This is a genomic window from Marinovum sp. E3 (assembly GCF_055755275.1).
The window spans coordinates 2304043-2320337 of the sequence record NZ_CM146908.1; the positions used below are offsets into that span (position 1 = coordinate 2304043).

14 protein-coding genes are annotated in these 16295 nt (G+C 68.1%); 11 read left to right on the plus strand and 3 right to left on the minus strand.

Translation table 11 applies throughout. The features are described from left to right. Positions 1-103 precede the first annotated feature (103 nt). The 7 genes from AC0J5K_RS11280 to AC0J5K_RS11310 all read left to right on the plus strand — a co-directional run bounded on the left by AC0J5K_RS11280 (position 104) and on the right by AC0J5K_RS11310 (position 6862). Positions 104-1003 (plus strand): LysR family transcriptional regulator, encoded by a 900-nt coding sequence (locus AC0J5K_RS11280; RefSeq protein WP_074835236.1) that lies wholly within the window; start codon positions 104-106, stop codon positions 1001-1003. Between the two features lie 210 nt (positions 1004-1213). Then, positions 1214-1882 (plus strand): DUF4286 family protein, encoded by a 669-nt coding sequence (locus tag AC0J5K_RS11285; protein WP_274562818.1) that lies wholly within the window; start codon positions 1214-1216, stop codon positions 1880-1882. A gap of 69 nt (positions 1883-1951) precedes the next feature. Beyond that, positions 1952-2911 (plus strand): TRAP transporter substrate-binding protein, encoded by a 960-nt coding sequence (locus AC0J5K_RS11290; protein WP_082154422.1) that lies wholly within the window; start codon positions 1952-1954, stop codon positions 2909-2911. A 99-nt stretch (positions 2912-3010) separates the two neighbouring features. After that, positions 3011-3520, plus strand: a complete 510-nt coding sequence (locus AC0J5K_RS11295) for a TRAP transporter small permease (RefSeq protein WP_274562811.1) — start codon at positions 3011-3013, stop codon at positions 3518-3520. Positions 3521-3522: 2 nt separating this feature from the next. After that, a complete protein-coding gene (locus AC0J5K_RS11300) occupies positions 3523-4821 on the plus strand; it encodes a TRAP transporter large permease (protein ID WP_074835240.1) in 1299 nt (432 codons plus the stop codon). A gap of 8 nt (positions 4822-4829) precedes the next feature. Further along, positions 4830-6035: an amidase family protein gene (locus AC0J5K_RS11305; protein ID WP_274562808.1), complete on the plus strand. Its 1206-nt coding sequence runs from the start codon at positions 4830-4832 to the stop codon at positions 6033-6035. After that, entirely contained in the window at positions 6032-6862 is an 831-nt protein-coding gene (locus AC0J5K_RS11310; RefSeq protein WP_274562806.1) for an NHL repeat-containing protein, read from the plus strand. The genes AC0J5K_RS11305 and AC0J5K_RS11310 overlap by 4 nt, the downstream gene beginning before the upstream one ends. A gap of 1 nt (position 6863) precedes the next feature. Here the strand turns inward: AC0J5K_RS11310 and AC0J5K_RS11315 are convergent, their stop codons facing one another. After that, the gene (locus AC0J5K_RS11315; RefSeq protein WP_274562804.1) at positions 6864-8813 is read right to left on the minus strand and encodes an HWE histidine kinase domain-containing protein; all 1950 of its coding nucleotides are present in this window, start codon (positions 8811-8813) and stop codon (positions 6864-6866) included. 182 nt (positions 8814-8995) lie between these two features. Then, entirely contained in the window at positions 8996-9943 is a 948-nt protein-coding gene (locus tag AC0J5K_RS11320) for a GlxA family transcriptional regulator (protein ID WP_048530744.1), read from the minus strand. Between the two features lie 116 nt (positions 9944-10059). On the opposite strand from AC0J5K_RS11320, the gene AC0J5K_RS11325 reads away from it, so the two are divergent. From AC0J5K_RS11325 to AC0J5K_RS11340, 4 genes are read left to right on the plus strand one after another with little or no spacing between them, the layout of a single operon-like run. Beyond that, positions 10060-10770 carry a GntR family transcriptional regulator gene (locus AC0J5K_RS11325; protein ID WP_274562800.1) on the plus strand — a complete coding sequence of 237 codons (711 nt, stop codon included), beginning with the start codon at positions 10060-10062 and terminating at the stop codon, positions 10768-10770. 7 nt (positions 10771-10777) lie between these two features. Then, positions 10778-11695 (plus strand): dihydrodipicolinate synthase family protein, encoded by a 918-nt coding sequence (locus AC0J5K_RS11330; protein ID WP_274562798.1) that lies wholly within the window; start codon positions 10778-10780, stop codon positions 11693-11695. Between the two features lie 3 nt (positions 11696-11698). Next, on the plus strand, positions 11699-13195 hold the full coding sequence (locus AC0J5K_RS11335) for an aldehyde dehydrogenase (protein WP_074835250.1): 1497 nt from the start codon (positions 11699-11701) through the stop codon (positions 13193-13195). Continuing rightward, on the plus strand, positions 13192-14532 hold the full coding sequence (locus AC0J5K_RS11340; RefSeq protein WP_274562795.1) for an NAD(P)/FAD-dependent oxidoreductase: 1341 nt from the start codon (positions 13192-13194) through the stop codon (positions 14530-14532). Before AC0J5K_RS11335 ends, AC0J5K_RS11340 begins: the two co-directional genes overlap by 4 nt. A gap of 132 nt (positions 14533-14664) precedes the next feature. Here AC0J5K_RS11340 and AC0J5K_RS11345 read toward each other — a convergent pair whose 3' ends face one another. Further along, positions 14665-16221, minus strand: coding sequence for a trimethylamine methyltransferase family protein (locus tag AC0J5K_RS11345; RefSeq protein WP_274562793.1), 1557 nt, complete (start codon positions 16219-16221; stop codon positions 14665-14667). Between the last annotated feature and the right edge of the window lie 74 nt (positions 16222-16295).

Consider the following 16295-nt stretch of genomic DNA (forward strand, 5'->3'; position numbering starts at 1 on the left):
CCCTGCGCAATGGCATAGGACGCGACGCCGGAATTGGCCAGCGTTGCCGAGACCCGAATTTGCGCTTATGTCACGCGGTCAGGATGGCCAAGGGGGCACCGGGGTGAATACGCGATTTCTGGAAACCTTCGTCACGGTGGCCAATCTGGGCAGCTTCCGTGCCGCCGCCGACCGGCTCAATGTCAGCCAGGCCACCGTGTCGAGCCGGATCTCGGCGCTGGAGACCGAGCTGGGCGTCGATCTCTTCGACCGCGAATTCCATGCCACGCGGATCACCGTCGCCGGGGCGCTGATCCTCGACAAGGCGCAGGACATCCTCGCCGCCGAACGCAAGCTGCACATGACGCTTTCGGATCCGGCCACCGCCGCCGGGCGGGTGCGTCTGGGGCTGGTGTCCTCGGTGGTGCACACCTGGCTCTGCGATCTGATCGAAGAGGTCGCGCGCTGTTATCCGCGGCTCGAGATGGAGCTGACCATCGAGCCCACGCCCAACATTGCCGCCGCCTTCGATCGCGGCACGCTCGACATGCTGCTGACCACCGAAGACCGGCACGACGCCACCAGCACCTGCGCCGATCTGCCGCCGCTGGCCATGGGCTGGTTCGGCCCGGCGGGGATGCGCGGCGAGGCGCTGGAGCTGGCCGATGTGGTGACCGGCCCGCTGATCACCTTTACCCGCAATTCGCGCCCGCATGCCAATGTGCTGGCGCTGTTCGAACAGGCCGGGCTGCGGCCCTCGATGGTGCATTGCGTCACCTCGCTGGCGGCCATCGCCCGGCTGACCGAACGCGGCATCGGCATCGCCACCCTGCCGCGCGGCTGCGATCTCTCAGGGCCGGGGCTGTGTGAACTCGATGTCAATGCCACCCTGCCGCCGCTGCCGCTCTATTGCGTCTGGCGGCGCAGCTCGGACGCGGCGATCTATCAGGCGATCGCCGATCTGGCGCGGGGCTGCGCCGAACAGCATCAGCTGCGTTCCCGGCGCCCCACCACCGAGGGCTGAGGCCCGGGACCGGAACCGGGCCGGAACCAGCCTGAAATCGCCTTGATCGGAAAACCCGATCACCCCCCCCTGAAAAATCCCGTTTGTGGAAATCGCAGCCAGCGGCGAGGGTGCGGCAACAGCAATCGACAGGGCCCGACCCACCCCGGACCACGGAACTCCCCCCGTGCCCCGGGCCGGGAGAGGTCTGTTCAGAGATCAGGACGCAGCATGACCCGTATCCGCCCCACCGACCAGGCCCAACTCTTTGTCTGGAGCGACATCGACCCCGATCACGAAGGCGATTTCAACCAGTGGTACGACCGCGAGCACATGGAGGAACGCGTCCGCATCGAGGGGTTCACCGGCGCGCGCCGCTACCGCGCGGTTTCCGGCGCGGCGCGGCGTTACCTGGCGCTCTACCGCGCCGGCAGCCTGGCCGATTTCACCTCGGCCGCCTATCAGAAGGCCTTTACCAAGCAGACCCAATGGTCGGTCACCAACTTCGGCCGCATGTCCAACACCCGACGCCGGGTGATGCATGTGGTGCAGGAAGGCGGCTTTGGCTGGGGCGCGGCCCTGGCGTTGGTCGAACTGGCGCCGGGCGCGGTGAAGGACGAGACCCTGCGCGCGGTGATGGAGGGGCTGATGGCCGAGCCGGGCGTGATGCGGGTGCATTACATGCAGCCCGATGAAGCGCTGTCGACGCCGCTGCCGTCGGAATCCACCGAAGGCCGGGTGCTTGCGCCCTGCCTGGCGGTTGACGTCACCTCGGAACCGATTGCAGAAGCCACCCTGCGCCAACTTACCGAACGCTTTGGCGGCGCCGTGCGTGAGGCCGAGACCTTCCGCCTGATGTGGGCGCTGGACGAGCACGACCTGCCGCCGCTCGAAGACTGACATTCCCCCTGCCCCGCCCGGGCTTCGGACGGGGCACAATAACCACCACCAACCCAACCTGGAGACACCATGAAACATTTCCTCATTGGCACCGCGATTGCCGCCCTGACCGCCGGTCTGGCGCAGGCCGAAACCTGGAAGATGTCGGCCGATGCGCCCGACGGCAACTATCTGACCAAGAACATCCGCGCCTTTGCCGATGACGTTGCCCGCCTCTCCGACGGCGCGCTCGAGATCGACGTCGTGTCGAACTCGGTCCTGCTCAAGCGCCCCGAGCTCAAGCGCGGGGTGCAGCGCGGCATCGTGCCGATCGGCGAAGTGCTGATCTCGGCGCTGGGCAACGAGGACGCGGTCTATTCCGCCGATGCCGTGCCGCTTCTGGCCACCACCTTCGACGAGGCGCGCGCGCTCTGGGAAGCTTCGCGGCCGATCTACGAAGAGAAACTGGCCGAGGATGGCCTGGTCCTGCTCTATGCCGCGCCCTGGCCGCCGCAGGGCATCTACATGAACCAGGAGGTGACCGATGCCACGTCCTTCGAGGGAGTGAAGTTCCGCGCCTACAACCCCTCGACCGCGCGTCTGGCCGAGCTTCTGGGCGCCGTGCCGGCGACCATCGCCACCTCGGAAATCAGCCAGGCCTTCTCGACCGGCGTGATCAACGGCATGATCACCTCGCCCTCGACCGGCGTCGACAGCCAGGCCTGGGATTTCGTCTCGCATTACTACGACGTGCAGGCCTTCATCCCCAAGAACATGGTGATCGTGAACAAATCCGCCTATGACGCGCTCTCCGAAGACGTGCAGGCCGCACTCGAGGAAGCCGCCGAACTGGCCGAGGATCGCGGTTTCGAAATGGCCGCAACCGCCACCACCGAGGCGACCCAGACCATGGCCGACAACGGCATGACCGTGCTGCCGACGCCCGAGGGGCTGGCCACCGATTTCGAGGAGATCGCCGCCACGATGCGCGCCGAATGGCTGGACCAGGCCGGCGAGAACGGTCAGACGATCGTTGACGCGCTGAACTGATCCCCCTCCGGCCCGGGCTGACCTGCCCGGGCCTCTCTGCAATCCGGCCGCGGCGCCCGCGCGCGCCCCGGCCGCTGTCCTGACAAGGAGCCTGCCGCCATGGTGCTCACCCGCCACCTATTCACCTTCTGCGGAGCCCTGGCCGCGCTGTCCCTTTTGGGGATTGCCGCGCTGATCCTGGCGCAGATCGGCCTGCGTCTGATGGGCAGCCAGATCCCCTCGGCCGACGATTTCGCCGCCTGGGGGCTCAGCGCCTCGATCTTTCTGGCGCTGCCCGCCGCGCTGCTCCATGGCGACCACATCCGCGTCACATCGCTGCGCCAGCTTCTGCCCGCCCAGCTGGGCCATGGTGCCGACATCCTCGCCGCCGGATTCGCCACCGGGATGATGGCCTGGGTGGCCTGGGCGATCTTTGGCTATGTCGCGGAAAGCTGGACCTACAATGACGTCAGCCAGGGCATCGTCGCGGTGCCGTTGTGGATTCCGCAATCGGCGATGGTGCTGGGCTCGGTGCTCTTCGCGCTGGCCTTTGCCGAACGCACCCTGCGGCTGATCCTCGGCCTGCCGGTCGAACGTGACGACATCTCCGAACAAGCGCGGGGCGAATGACCATGGATATCCTGACACAATCCGCCGTTCTGGTGGTGACCCTTCTGCTTCTGCTCGGCCTCGGCATCTGGGTTGGCGTGGCGCTTCTGGCCTCAGCCGTGGTGATTTTCGTGATGTTCACCTCGACCCCGGTCGATGCCATCCTCGGCACCACCATGTGGGCGCATTCGGCCAGCTGGACGCTGACCGCCCTGCCGCTCTTCATCTGGATGGGCGAGATTCTCTATCGCACGCGGCTGGCCGAAGACCTCTTTGCCGGGCTCGCGCCCTGGGTCGGCCGGCTGCCCGGCGGGCTGGCACATGTCAACGTGGCGGGCTGCGGCATCTTTGCGGCCGTCTCAGGCTCTTCCGCCGCCACCACCGCCACCGTCGGCCGCATCTCGCTGCCCGAGTTGAAGGCCCGCGGCTATGCCGACCGGCTGGCGATCGGCTCGCTGGCGGGTTCGGGCACGCTCGGCCTGCTGATTCCGCCGTCGGTGGTGATGATCGTCTATGGCGTGGCCGCCCAGGTCTCGATCAACCGGCTGTTCATCGCCGGCGTGGTGCCCGGGCTGATGCTGATGGCGCTGTTTTCAGGCTATATCGCGATCTGGTCGCGGATGAACCCCGACGGCGTCCCCGCCCCCGAAGACAGTATCCCACTGGGCGAGCGCCTGCGCCGGCTGCGGCTGCTGCTGCCGGTCGTGGGGCTGATCATCGGCGTGATCGGCTCGATCTATGCCGGTGTCGCCACCGCCACCGAGGCCGCCGCCATCGGCGTGGCCGGCGCCCTGCTGATCGCGCTGATCGGCGGCACGCTCAACCTCTCCACCTTCACCGCCTCGCTGATGGGCGCAACCCGCACCTCGGCAATGATCGGGCTGATCCTGCTGGGCGCGGCCTTCCTGACCTCGGCGATGAGCTTTTCCGGCCTGCCGGCGCAACTGGCCGAGATCATCTCGGCCAGCGGCCTGGGCGCGCCGGGGCTGATTGCGGTGCTGACGGTGTTCTTCGTGCTGCTGGGCTGTTTCCTCGACGGTATCTCGATTGTCGTGCTGACCACTTCGGTGGTGATGCCGGCCATCGCCGCCGTGGGCGTCGATCCGGTGTGGTTCGGGGTCTATCTGATCATCGTGGTGGAAATGGCACAGATCACGCCGCCGCTGGGCTTCAACCTCTTCGTGATCCAGAACCTGACCGGTCGCTCGATCTTCGAAATCACCCGGATGATCGTGCCCTATTTCCTGATCCTCGTGCTGGCGGTGATCCTGCTGACCGCCTTTCCCGGCATAGCCACCTGGCTTGTCGAACAGACCCTGTGAGGCCCGTGATGACCGACACCCCCCAGACGAGGCTCGATGCCGCCCGCGCCCGCGCCAAGGCCCCCGACTTCACCCGCGTCTTCGACGATCCGGTCAGTGGCGACGGCCCGCTTTCGGGCCTGTCCGTCGCGGTCAAGGATCTGTTCGACGTCAAGGGCCAGGTCACCCCGGCCGGCACCCGGGTCCGGGCTGAAGACGCGCCCGCGACCGAGGATGCCACCGCCGTGGCCCGGCTGCGGGCGGCGGGGGCCGGTCTGATCGGCCATGCCAACATGACCGAGCTGGCCTATTCCGGTCTCGGGCTGAACCCGCATTACGGCACGCCGCTGACCCCCTTGCGCGACGGCTGCATCGCCGGCGGCTCGACTTCCGGCGGCGCCTCGGCCGTGGCGCGCGGGGTGGCCGATATCGCCCTTGGCACCGACACCGGCGGTTCGGCGCGCATTCCCGCCGCCTTCTGCGGGCTCTATGGCGTCAAACCCACCGCCAGCAGCATTTCGCGCGCCGGTGCGGTGCCGCTTTCGCATTCGCTCGACAGCGTCGGGGTGATGACCCGCGAAATCGGCCTGTTGCGCCCGGTGCTGAACGTGCTGCGCGACACCCCGCTGCCCGCCGCGCCGATGCCGCGGGCGGTGGTGGTGCCGCAGAATTTCGGGCTCGACGACGTGGAGCCCGAGGTCATGGCGGCCTTCGAGACCGGGCTCACGGCGCTCGCCGCCGCCGGCGTCGCCGTGCGTCGCCTGTCGCTCGATATCTTCGAGCGCTACCGTGCCCTGCCGGTCTGGCAGTTCTCGGCGGTGGAATCCCGCGCCCATCACGGCGCACATTACGACAGCGCCCGCGACCGGCTTGACCCGCGCGTCGCCTCGCGCATGGCCCGCGCCGACGGGGTAAGCGCGATCGACTTTGCCCGCACCCTCGCCGCGCGCGACGCGTTGATCGCCGAGGCAGAGCGGCTGTTTTCCGATACCCCCGTGGTGCTGCCGACGGTGGCCCTGCTGCCGCCGAGGCTGGCCGCGCTGGAGGACGATGCGACCTATGACCGGACCAACCTGCTGGCCCTGCGCAACACCAGCTTCGGCAACCTGATCGACGGTTGTTCGGTCAGCCTGCCGCTGACCGACACCCCCGGCGCCGGGCTGATGCTGACCGCCGCCCGGGGCCGCGACGCGGCGCTGCTGACCCTGGCCGAAACCCTCGCGGGCCGGCTGTGACCCCGCGCCCGCCGGCCTTCGTGGCGCTGGGTGCCCGGCGCTACCGGGTGGCGCATGTGCCGCTCGAAGGGGTCACCGACCTGGCCGTCACAGGCGGACGGATCGTGGTGCTCCGGCGGCGCATTCCGGAGCTGGTGGAACTGGCTTTCGACGGCACCATTCTGGCCGAGCGCGACCTGCCGGATTTCGTCTGCGGTCACGGGCTGCGCGCACTGGGCGGGGCTGCGGCCGGGGTCCTGGCCGCCACCGACATGGACGGCCACAAGATCGCCCTGCTCGGTCCCGATCTGCACATGCGCGAGCAGCTGCACTGCGACGCGCGTCCAGGGCTGGGCCGTCCGTTCAACCATCCGTGCGACTGCGCCGAGGGGCCGGACGGCCGGCTCTATGTCGCCGATGGCTATGGCAACAGCGCGGTACATGTCTTTGCGCCCGACCGGAGCCATCTGGCCAGCTTCGGCCAGCCCGGGCACGGCGCCGGCGACTTCTCCACCCCGCACAGCCTGCTGTTTGACGGCCAAGGCCGGCTTTGCGTCGCCGACCGCGAGAACAACCGGGTGCAGCGCTTTGATGCCGAGGGCCGCTACATCGACGAGATCGGCGGGCTGCACAAACCGATGGCGCTGGCGCTCATGCCGGATGGCATTCTGCTGGTCACCGACCAGACGCCGCGGCTTTCGACATATGACGCCGCCGGCCGGCTGACCGGGCGCTGCCGCACCTTCTCGACCTATGGCCACGGGCTCGCGGTCTGCGAGGACGGCACCGTGGTGATTGCCGAGATGGCGCCCGACCGGGTGACCTTCCTGCGCCCGGTGGCGGGCTGAGCTACAGCCGGTCCAGCGTGCTCAACAGGGCGGTATAGGAAATCGGCTTGATCAGCAGCGGCGCGCCACGGCGCGGATCGTCCTCGGCACCGGAAAGCTCCTGCCCGGAGACCACGACAAAGGGAATGCCGTTCTCCCGCAACCAGGCCGCCACCGGCTCCGACGTGCCCTCGGCCAGCGTCCAGTCGAGGACCGCGAGGTCGGGCCGTTCGCTTTCCAGCCGGGCCAGCGCGCTCTGGCTGTCGCGGAACTCGCCGAAGCGGGCGAAACCCCCCTCTTCCAGCGTGGCGGCCAGGTCCATCGCGATGATCACGTCGTCCTCGACGATCATCACCGACCGCGCCGGGGCCGGCGCCTCGGGTGACGGCCGCAACACTTCGGAGGGGCTCGGGCCGGGCGTATCGGCCTGCCGGGGATAACTCAGGTCAAACCGGATGCCCTCGGGCCCGACCTCGCGCCGCATTTCGCCGCCGAGCTGTCCCTTGACCACCTCGTGCAGCAGCACCGATCCATAGCCTTCCTGCCCGTCCGAGACGGCAGGACCGTTGGTGGGCACCCCGGTTTCATGCCAGCAGACGTCAAGCCGGCTGGTGTCGGGCAATGTCCAGCTCAGCGCGAGCCGGCCGTCGGAGGTGCTGAGAAACCCGTGTTTGAGCGCATTTGTCGTAAGCTCGTGCAGCACCATGGCGAGCACCTGCGCCTCGGTCGGGCTGAGCGCCACCCGCGGGCCGGTCATCTCGATCCGGTCAAAGACATCGGGGCCAAAGGGCGCCAGTTCCTCTTCGGCCAGTTCTTGGAAGGTGACATTCGCCCAGCGCTTCTGCCCCAGCAGACCGTGCACCCGCGACAACGCCGCGAAACGCCCCTCCAGATCGGCCTTGACTTGGGCCACGTCGTCGCCGGTGGTCATCCGGGTGACCGACTGGACCACCGCCAGAAGATTGCGCGCCCGGTGATCGATCTCGCTGGCCATCACTCGTTCGCGTTCGCGGCCGCGCTCGCGCTCGATCCAGCCCATCGTCGTTTCCAGCACCCGCTCGATGGCCGAGATATCGAAGGCCGAGATCACGCGTTCCTTGTGCCATTGCACCCCGATGACCGAGGTCACCTCGCCGTTTTCGACCCAGGGCACTCCCAGCCCCTGCACCACGCCCACCCGCTCCAGGTACTCGCGGCTGGCCGGTTCGAGATCGGCGTCGCTCAGCGCCGCGGCGGTCACCTCACCCGACAGGATCTTTTCCTGAAGGCTCACCCCGACCTGCGACGGCATGGCGATTTCCGCCGAGGGCGGCGTGCCCTCGGCGCACCACTCATAGATCATCGCAAAGGCCACCTGGCCTTCGATTTGCGTCCGCTCGCGCAGGCCGACGCGGCAGGCCCCGAGCAGCTCGCCGAGTTTGGCCAGCGAAAAGCGCAAGGCCTGGTCCGGCGAAGGCGCGGTGCGAAAGGCATTGTTGGCGGCGACGAGGAATTCGGCATTGCGGCGCTGGATCACGTTCTCGGTGATCTCGCTGCCCGAGTTGAAGACGCCGGTAATTCCGCCGTCCGCGTCGCGCAGCGGGGTGAAGCTGTAATTCCACCAGGTCTCCTCCTCGATGCCATGGCGCCGCATCGGCAGCATCTGCTCCTGCGCGAAGAGCCCCTGCCCCTGTTCGATCACCTGGGCGAATTGCGGGTCGATGATGTGCCAGATGTCCGACCAGACCTCGCGCGCCGGCTGGCCCAACGCCGCCGGATGCCGCGGCCCGGGGATCGGCGCCCAGGCGTCGTTGTAGAGCAGGCGCAGCTCCGGCCCCCAATAAATCGCCGTGGGAAAGGCCGAGTTGAGGCAGATCGACAGCGCGGCGCGCAGCGATTGCGGCCAGTCGGCGGGCGGCCCGAACGGATGGCTGGCCCAGTCAAAGGCGCGGATCCGCTGCGCCATCTCGCCCTCACCGGCGAGAAAATCCATCGGGTTCAATTCGTTCCTGCCCTCGCCTTGCAAATCTGGCCCTCACTGCTGCATACCTCTTGCCCGCCGGATCATTCTGTCAAGCGCCCGGAGACCGCGTTACAGATAGGGCAAGCCCCCCTCTTGACCAGTTCTCCCGGTCGCGTCCACCCCCGGCAGCGATCCGCCCCACGCGGCCGCCCTCAGGCGATCCGCCCGCGCTGGCCGCTGGGCGAGATGCCGAAGGAGCGGCGATAGAGCCGGGTGAAATGGCCGAGGCTCTGAAAGCCGCAGGCGACCGCGATCTCGGAAACCGACATTTCGGTCTGCAACAGCAGGTGCCGCGCCCGGTCGAGCCGCAGCTCCATGTAGTAGCGCCCCGGCGACGTGTTGAAATAGCGGCCGAAAAGCCGCTCGAGCTGGCGCACCGAAATGCCCAGATCCTGCGCGATCAGCATCGGCGAGACCGGCTCTTCCAGCGCGCCGCGCATGATCTCGATGGCGCGGGCGACATGCGGATTGCGCATGCCGTGGCGCGATTGCAGCGAAATGCGCTGCGCCACCCCCGCCTCGCGCGCGCCAGCATAGACCATCATGTCCGACACCGCGACCGAGAGGTCATAGCCGTGATCCCGCTCGATCAGGTGCAGCATCAGGTCGGCGGTGGCCGAGCCGCCCGAGGCGGTGACATGTTTCTCGTCGGCCACGAAGACACAGCGCTCCAGGGCGACCTCGGGGAACCGCTCGGCAAAGGCATCGTGGTATTCCCAATGGATCGCCGCCTTCATGCCGTCGAGAAAGCCGGCCTGGGCCAGCACCCAGGCGCCGGAACAGAGCGCGCCGATCCGCACTCCGGTCGATCGCGCCCGGCGCAGCGCCGCCAGCAGCGCCGGCGTGATCTGCCCGGTCATCCCCAGCCCGGAAATGACGAACAACCGGTCGGCCCGCGGCACCGCGCCAAAGCCATGCGCCACCAGCGTGACCGACCCATTGGAGGCGCGCGCGGAGATGCCGTCTTCGGAGGCATAGGACCAGGCATAGAGGTCACGGCCGGAAATCAGGTTGGCGATGCGCAAGGGCTCGATGGCGCAGGCCAGCGTCAGATGGGTGTGATCCTCGACCAGAAGAAAGACGAAATGCTGCGCGGCCATGCTGACTGCTCTCCTTGGGATGATGCATTTTACATGTCGCACAACATTATACAATGTGTATAAACTTGGTCAGAGGGCGGATTCGCCCGAAATTCCGCAAGAGCCCGAGGATGCCGATGGCCGCCGATACCAAGACCACCAAGGCGATGCTCTACGAGCATCTGCGCATGGAGATCCTCTCGACCCGCCTGCCCCCCGGTCACGATATCGACGAGGCGCGGCTCTCGGCCGAGTTCGCGCTGTCGCGCACACCGCTGCGCGAAGTGCTGCGGCAGCTGGCCGGCGAGGGCTTTGTCGTATTGCGCGAGAACCGCGGCGCGCGGGTGACCGACATGTCCTTTGCCACACTGCGCGATTTCTTTGTCGCCGCGCCGATGATCTATGGCGCGGTGCTGCGGCTGGCCGCCGGCAACGCCCGGCCCGGCCAGATCGCCGCGCTGAAGACGGCGCAGGAGCGTTTTCGCGCCACCCTGCGCCAGGGCAGTGCCATCGACCGGGCGCTGGCCAACAACCGCTTTCACGAGATCACCGGCGAGATGGCGGGCAACATCTATCTGTTGCCGTCGTTCCACCGGCTGCTGATCGACCATGCCCGCATCGGCACCACCTTCTATCGCCCGCGCACCGCCGAGATGACCGACAATCTCGACGCCGCCAGCCGCCAGCACGAAGAGATCATCACCGCCATCGAGGCCGGCGACGAGGACCGCGCCGGACAGCTGGCCGAGGCGCATTGGAACCTGTCGCGGGGCCAGATCGAGCTTTTCGTGATGCCCGACGGCCTCGACCTGCCGCTCGGCGCGCTTCCCAGGACGACAACCGGATAGGACAGACATGACCCCACGTTTCCGCTTTGACGGTATCTACACCCCCGTCGTCACGCCGTTTGCCGCCGATTTCTCGGTCCGCTGGGACGCGCTCGAAGCGGTGATCGACTGGCTGATCGGCGAGGGCGTCCACGGGCTGATCTCGGGCGGCTCCACCGGCGAGAATTATGCCCAGACCCTGGACGAACGCATCGAGATCGCGCGCTTCACCGTCGACAAGACGGCCGGCCGGGTGCCGGTGGTGATCGGCACCGGTGCCATGCTGACCGCCGAGTCGCTGGCGCTGGCCCATGCGGCGCGTGAGATGGACGCCGATGCCATCCTGCTGGCCTCGCCGCCCTATGCGGTGCCGACCGACCGCGAAAACGCGCTCAACGCGCTGGCCATCGACCGGGCGGCGGACCTGCCGATCATGCTGTACAACTACCCGCACCGCACCGGCACGATGATGGGCGAGGACTTTCTCGACCGGGTCGGCCGCTCGCGCAATTTCTGCGGCATCAAGGAAAGCTCCGGCGATATCAACCGCGTGCATCTTCTGGCCCGCGATTACCCGCATATCCAGCTTGGCTGCGGCATGGACGATCAGGCGCTGGAGTTCTTTGCCTGGGGCGCGCCCTTCTGGGTCTGCGGCGGATCCAACTTCCTGCCGGCCGAGCATGTGGCGCTTTACGAGGCCTGCGTGCGCGAGGGCGATTTCGCCAAAGGCCGCCGCATCATGTCGGCGATGATGCCGCTGATGCGGGTGCTCGAACAGGGTGGCAAATTCATCCAGACCATCAAGCACGGGGTAACCATGACCCGCGTCGACTGCGCGGTGGTTCGCCCGCCGCTGAAGGCGCTGAACAAGGATGACAAACGCGCGCTCGACCAAGTGGTGCGGGTGCTGAAACGGACGATTGCCGATATCCGGGCGGAGGGCTGAGACATGAGCTTGCTGACTAAAGACGAGTACCGGGGGATCGCGCGCGGTCTCGATCTGCCCTGCATGGCCTTTATCGACGGCGGCTTTCGCCCGGCGCTTTCGGGGCGCACCTTTGCCAGCATCAACCCGGCCACCGGCGAAGAGCTGGCGCAGGTCGCCGCCTGCGCCGCGCCCGACGTGGACCTTGCCGTCGCCAGGGCGCGCGATGCCTTTGAGGATGGCCGCTGGTCGCGGCTGCATCCGTCGGAGCGCAAGGCGGTGCTCATCCGGCTGGCCAGGCTGATGACCCGCGAGGCCCGCGAGCTGGCGGTGATGGAAAGCCTCGACAGCGGCAAGACGATCCTCGATTGCGAGACCGTCGACCTGCCCGAAACCATCAACTGCCTGACCTGGCACGCCGAGCTGATCGACAAGATCTATGATCAGGTCGCCCCCGCCTCGGACGATCACATCGCCATGGTGGTGCGCGAGCCGGTGGGCGTGGTCGGGCTGGTGCTGCCGTGGAACTTTCCGCTGCTGATGATGGCCTGGAAGATCGCACCGGCCCTGGCGGCCGGCTGTTCGCTGGTGGTCAAACCCGCCGAGGAAACCTCGCTCACGGCGCTGCGCCTGGCGGAACTGGCCGCCGAGGCCGGGCTGCCGCGCGGCGTGCTCAACGTGCTGCCCGGCTCCGGCCCCGAGGTCGGCGAACCGATCGGGCGGCACATGGATATCGACATGGTGTCCTTCACCGGCTCCACCGCCACCGGCAAGCGCTTTCTGTCTTATGCGGCGGACTCGAACGCCAAGGAAGTCGTGCTCGAGATGGGCGGCAAGAACCCCGCGATCGTGCTGGAGGACGCCGAGAACCTCGATCGGGTGGCGGCGCATGTGGTCAATGGCGCCTTCTGGAACATGGGCGAGAATTGCTCGGCCAGCTCTCGGCTCATCGTGCACCGCGACGTCAAGGCGGCCCTGCTCGACCGCATCGGCCATCACTCGCGCGCCTGGAACACCGGCGACCCGCTCGACCCCGAGGTACGGCTCGGCCCGCTGGTGTCGCAGGCGCATTACGACAAGGTTCGCGGCTATCTGGACCAGGCCGGGCCGGTGCTGCTGGGCGGCACCGCGGCCGACGGCCGCGTCGCCGCGACGGTGATCGAGGTGCCGGGCAACGACGTGGCGCTGGCGCGCGAGGAAATCTTCGGCCCGGTGCTCTCGGTGATCACCGTGGCCAGTTTCGACGAGGCGATCCAGACCGCCAATGACACCGACTATGGCCTTGCCGCCGCGCTCTTTACCGCCAATGCCAAACGCGCCATCCGCGGCGCGCGAATGCTGCGCGCGGGCACGGTGACGGTCAACAGCTTTGGCGAGGGCGACATCACCACGCCGTTTGGCGGCCACAAGCAATCGGGCTTTGGCGGGCGCGACAACGGCATCCACGCCCATGACCAATACACACAGCTCAAGACGATCTGGATCGATCTCGCCGATGATGCGGACGAGGCCATAGGGTGACCGGGTACCGGGCCCGCCGGCTGCCGGTTCAGCTTGGCCCGGCGGCCTGGAACGCCCTCTTGCCCGCCGCGCCTGCGGTGCAGCCTCTCGAGCGTGACACCACGGCGGATTTTGTCGTGGTCGGCGCCGGTTTTGCCGGGCTCTCGGCGGCGCGGCGGCTGACCCAGCTTCAGCCCGGCGCGCGGATCCTGGTGCTCGAGGCCGGGCGCCTGGCCGAAGGCGCGGCAGGGCGCAACTCGGGCTTCATGATCGATCTGCCGCATGACCTGCAATCCGCCGATTACGCCGGAGCCGGCGATGACCGGGCCTGGATCGCCCGCAACCGTCAGGCCATCGGCTTTGCCGCCGAGGCGGTCGAGGAATACGGCATCGACCGCAACTTCTTTGACCCCGCCGGCAAGATCAACGGCGCCGCCAGCGCCGCGGCCCAGGCCCACAACGACAGCTATGCCCGCCACCTCGCCGCGCTTGGCGAGCACTGCGAAAAACTCGATGCCCAGGAGATGCGGGCGTTGACCGGATCTCCGCATTGCCGCTCGGGGCTGTTTTCGCCGGGCACGGTGATGCTGCAACCGGCCGGCTATATCCGCGGATTGGCCCGGGGCCTGCGCGCGGCCGGCGTGATGATCCACGAGGCGAGCCCGGCCCGGGCCCTCACCCGGCAGGGCCCCGGCTGGCAGGTGACGACGCCGGGCGGCCGGGTGAGCACCGCGCGGGTCATTCTCACCGTCAACGGCCATCTCGAAAGCTTCGGCGTGGCGCGCGGCCGGCTGATGCAGCTCTTTCTCTATGCCGTGATGACGCCCGAGCTGGACGCCGAGACCCTGGCCCGCCTTGGCGGCGCGCCACGCTGGGGCATCACCCCGGCCGATCCGATGGGCACCACGGTGCGCCGGATCGACAGCGGCCAGGGCGGCAATCGCCTGCTCCTGCGCAGCTGCGCCACGCTGCGCCCCGACATGCGGCCCCGCCGCCGCGATCTCGCCCGCGCGGCGGCGGTCATGCGGCGCAAGTTCGCCCAGCGCTTTCCGCAACTGGCCGGCCTTCGGATGGAACACGCCTGGGCCGGGCCGCTCTGCCTCAGCCTCAACGGCGTCTCGGTGACCCGCGAGATCGAGGCGGGGCTGGTCTCGGGCTGCGTGCAGAACGGTCTTGGCACCGCGCGCGGCACCCTGACCGGCATTGCCGCCGCCGAACTGGCCGCCGGCGTGCCGAGCCCGCTCACCGATTTCTTTGCCACCGAAGCCGCGCCACGCCGCCTGCCGCCGCAACCCTTGCGCCAGCTTGGCGCCAATGCGCTGCTGCGGCTCCGGGAGTGGCGCGCGCGGGCGGAATAGGCAGGGGCCCGCGAGGCCCCGGCGCGGCGGCCGAGACGGGAGGCAGGGGCCGCAGCCGGGAGGCAGGGGCCGCAGCCTCGCCCCACCCGCCCCGGGCCTGCCCCGGGGCCGCGCGGCCGGGGACGCCACGCCTCAATACTCCTGGTTCAGCGCATCCGCCGCCGGGATCTCACGCTCGCGGCGCGCGATGTAGTCCAGCAGCGCCTCGTTCCTGGCCAGGTCGAGCCGCGGCTCCTGGTACTCCGCCAGGAGCTTGCGCGCATGTTCCAGCGCCCGCGCGGTGATCTCCTTGGAGCCATCCGCCACCCATTGCTCGATCGAATTGTTGTCGAAGAGCTCCGGCATGAAATAGGCGGTCTGGAAATTTTCCTGAGTGTGTGGATGGCCCAGGTAATGCCCGCCCGGCCCGACATCGGCCACCGCCGCCAGCGCGGCGTCGAAATCGCCCCATTTCGGCCCTTCGGCCATGCGGTAGGCCATGGCGCATTGCTCGGCATCGACAATGAATTTCGCCACCGAACAATGCATCCCTGCCTCGTTCCAGCCAGCCGAATGCCAGATGTAATTGGCCCCGGAATGCAGCACCGCCGAAAGCGTCGTGGCGCTTTCATAGCCGGCCTGGGCATCAAAGGTCTTGGCCCCGCCCAGCGCGCTCGACGTCCGCCAGGGCACGCCGTAGAAACGCGCCATCTGGCCGATCATGAAGTTCATCAAGTTGATCTCGGGCGTGCCCGCCATCGGCGCGCCGCTCTTCATGCTGACGGTCGAGAGGTAATGGCCATAGATCGCCGGGCAGCCCTTGCGGATCACCTGGGTATAGGCCAGCGCCGACAGCGCCTCGGCATTGAGCTGCGCCACCGTGGCCGGCACCGAGGCCGGCGTATTGGCCCCGCCCAGCACGAAGGGCGAACAGAGCACCGGCTGGTTGCGGCGGCAGAAGGCGCGCATCGCGCCCAGCATGGTCTCGTCCCAGACCAGTGGCGAATTGCCATTGCAATTGCCGGTGGTGACGGCGTGGTGTTCAAGAAACTCCGCGCCGAACAGCAGGGCGCACATCTCCATCACGTCCTCGGCGTTCCTGGGGCTGGTGGTCATGCCCATGAACATCTTGTCGGAATGTTTCATCGAGGAATAGGTGATCCGCAGGTGGCGCTGGCTGATCGGGTGGTCGTAGGGTTCGACGATGTGATGCGCGGTGGAATGCAACGCCGGGCTCATGTGGCTGAGCTTGTGGAACATCGCCAGATCGGCCAGCGTCGGGTTGCGGCGCCGGTCGTCGAGGTCGCGCAGGTACGGCGCGCCGGTCATTGGCACGAACACCGCCTGACGCCCGCCCAGCGCGACGGTGTTCGCCGGGTTGCGGGCGTGATAGGTGATCTCGGACGGGATCGAGGCGATCAGCCCGCGCACCAGCCCCCGGTCGAGATAGACCCGCTCGCCCACTACCTTGGCCCCCGCCCGGCGCCAGTCGGCCAGCGCCACAGAATCGCGGAACACCACGCCGACGTTTTCGAGGATATCCATCGACGCGGCGTCGATCTGCGCGACCTGGGCGCCCTCCATCACCTCGCAGAGCGGCAACCGGTTGGTCAGTCCGGGCAGCATGGTGACATCGCGGGTGCTGCGCAGGCTGCGGCGGGCGGCGCGGCCCCCGGCCCGCATCCGGGGCTTGGCAGTGGTGGCGGTCATGGCAGATCTCCTTTGCAGGAAGACTGGCGCAGACCGGCGCATCGGATGGGGATGATTGCGAATTATCGTTGCAG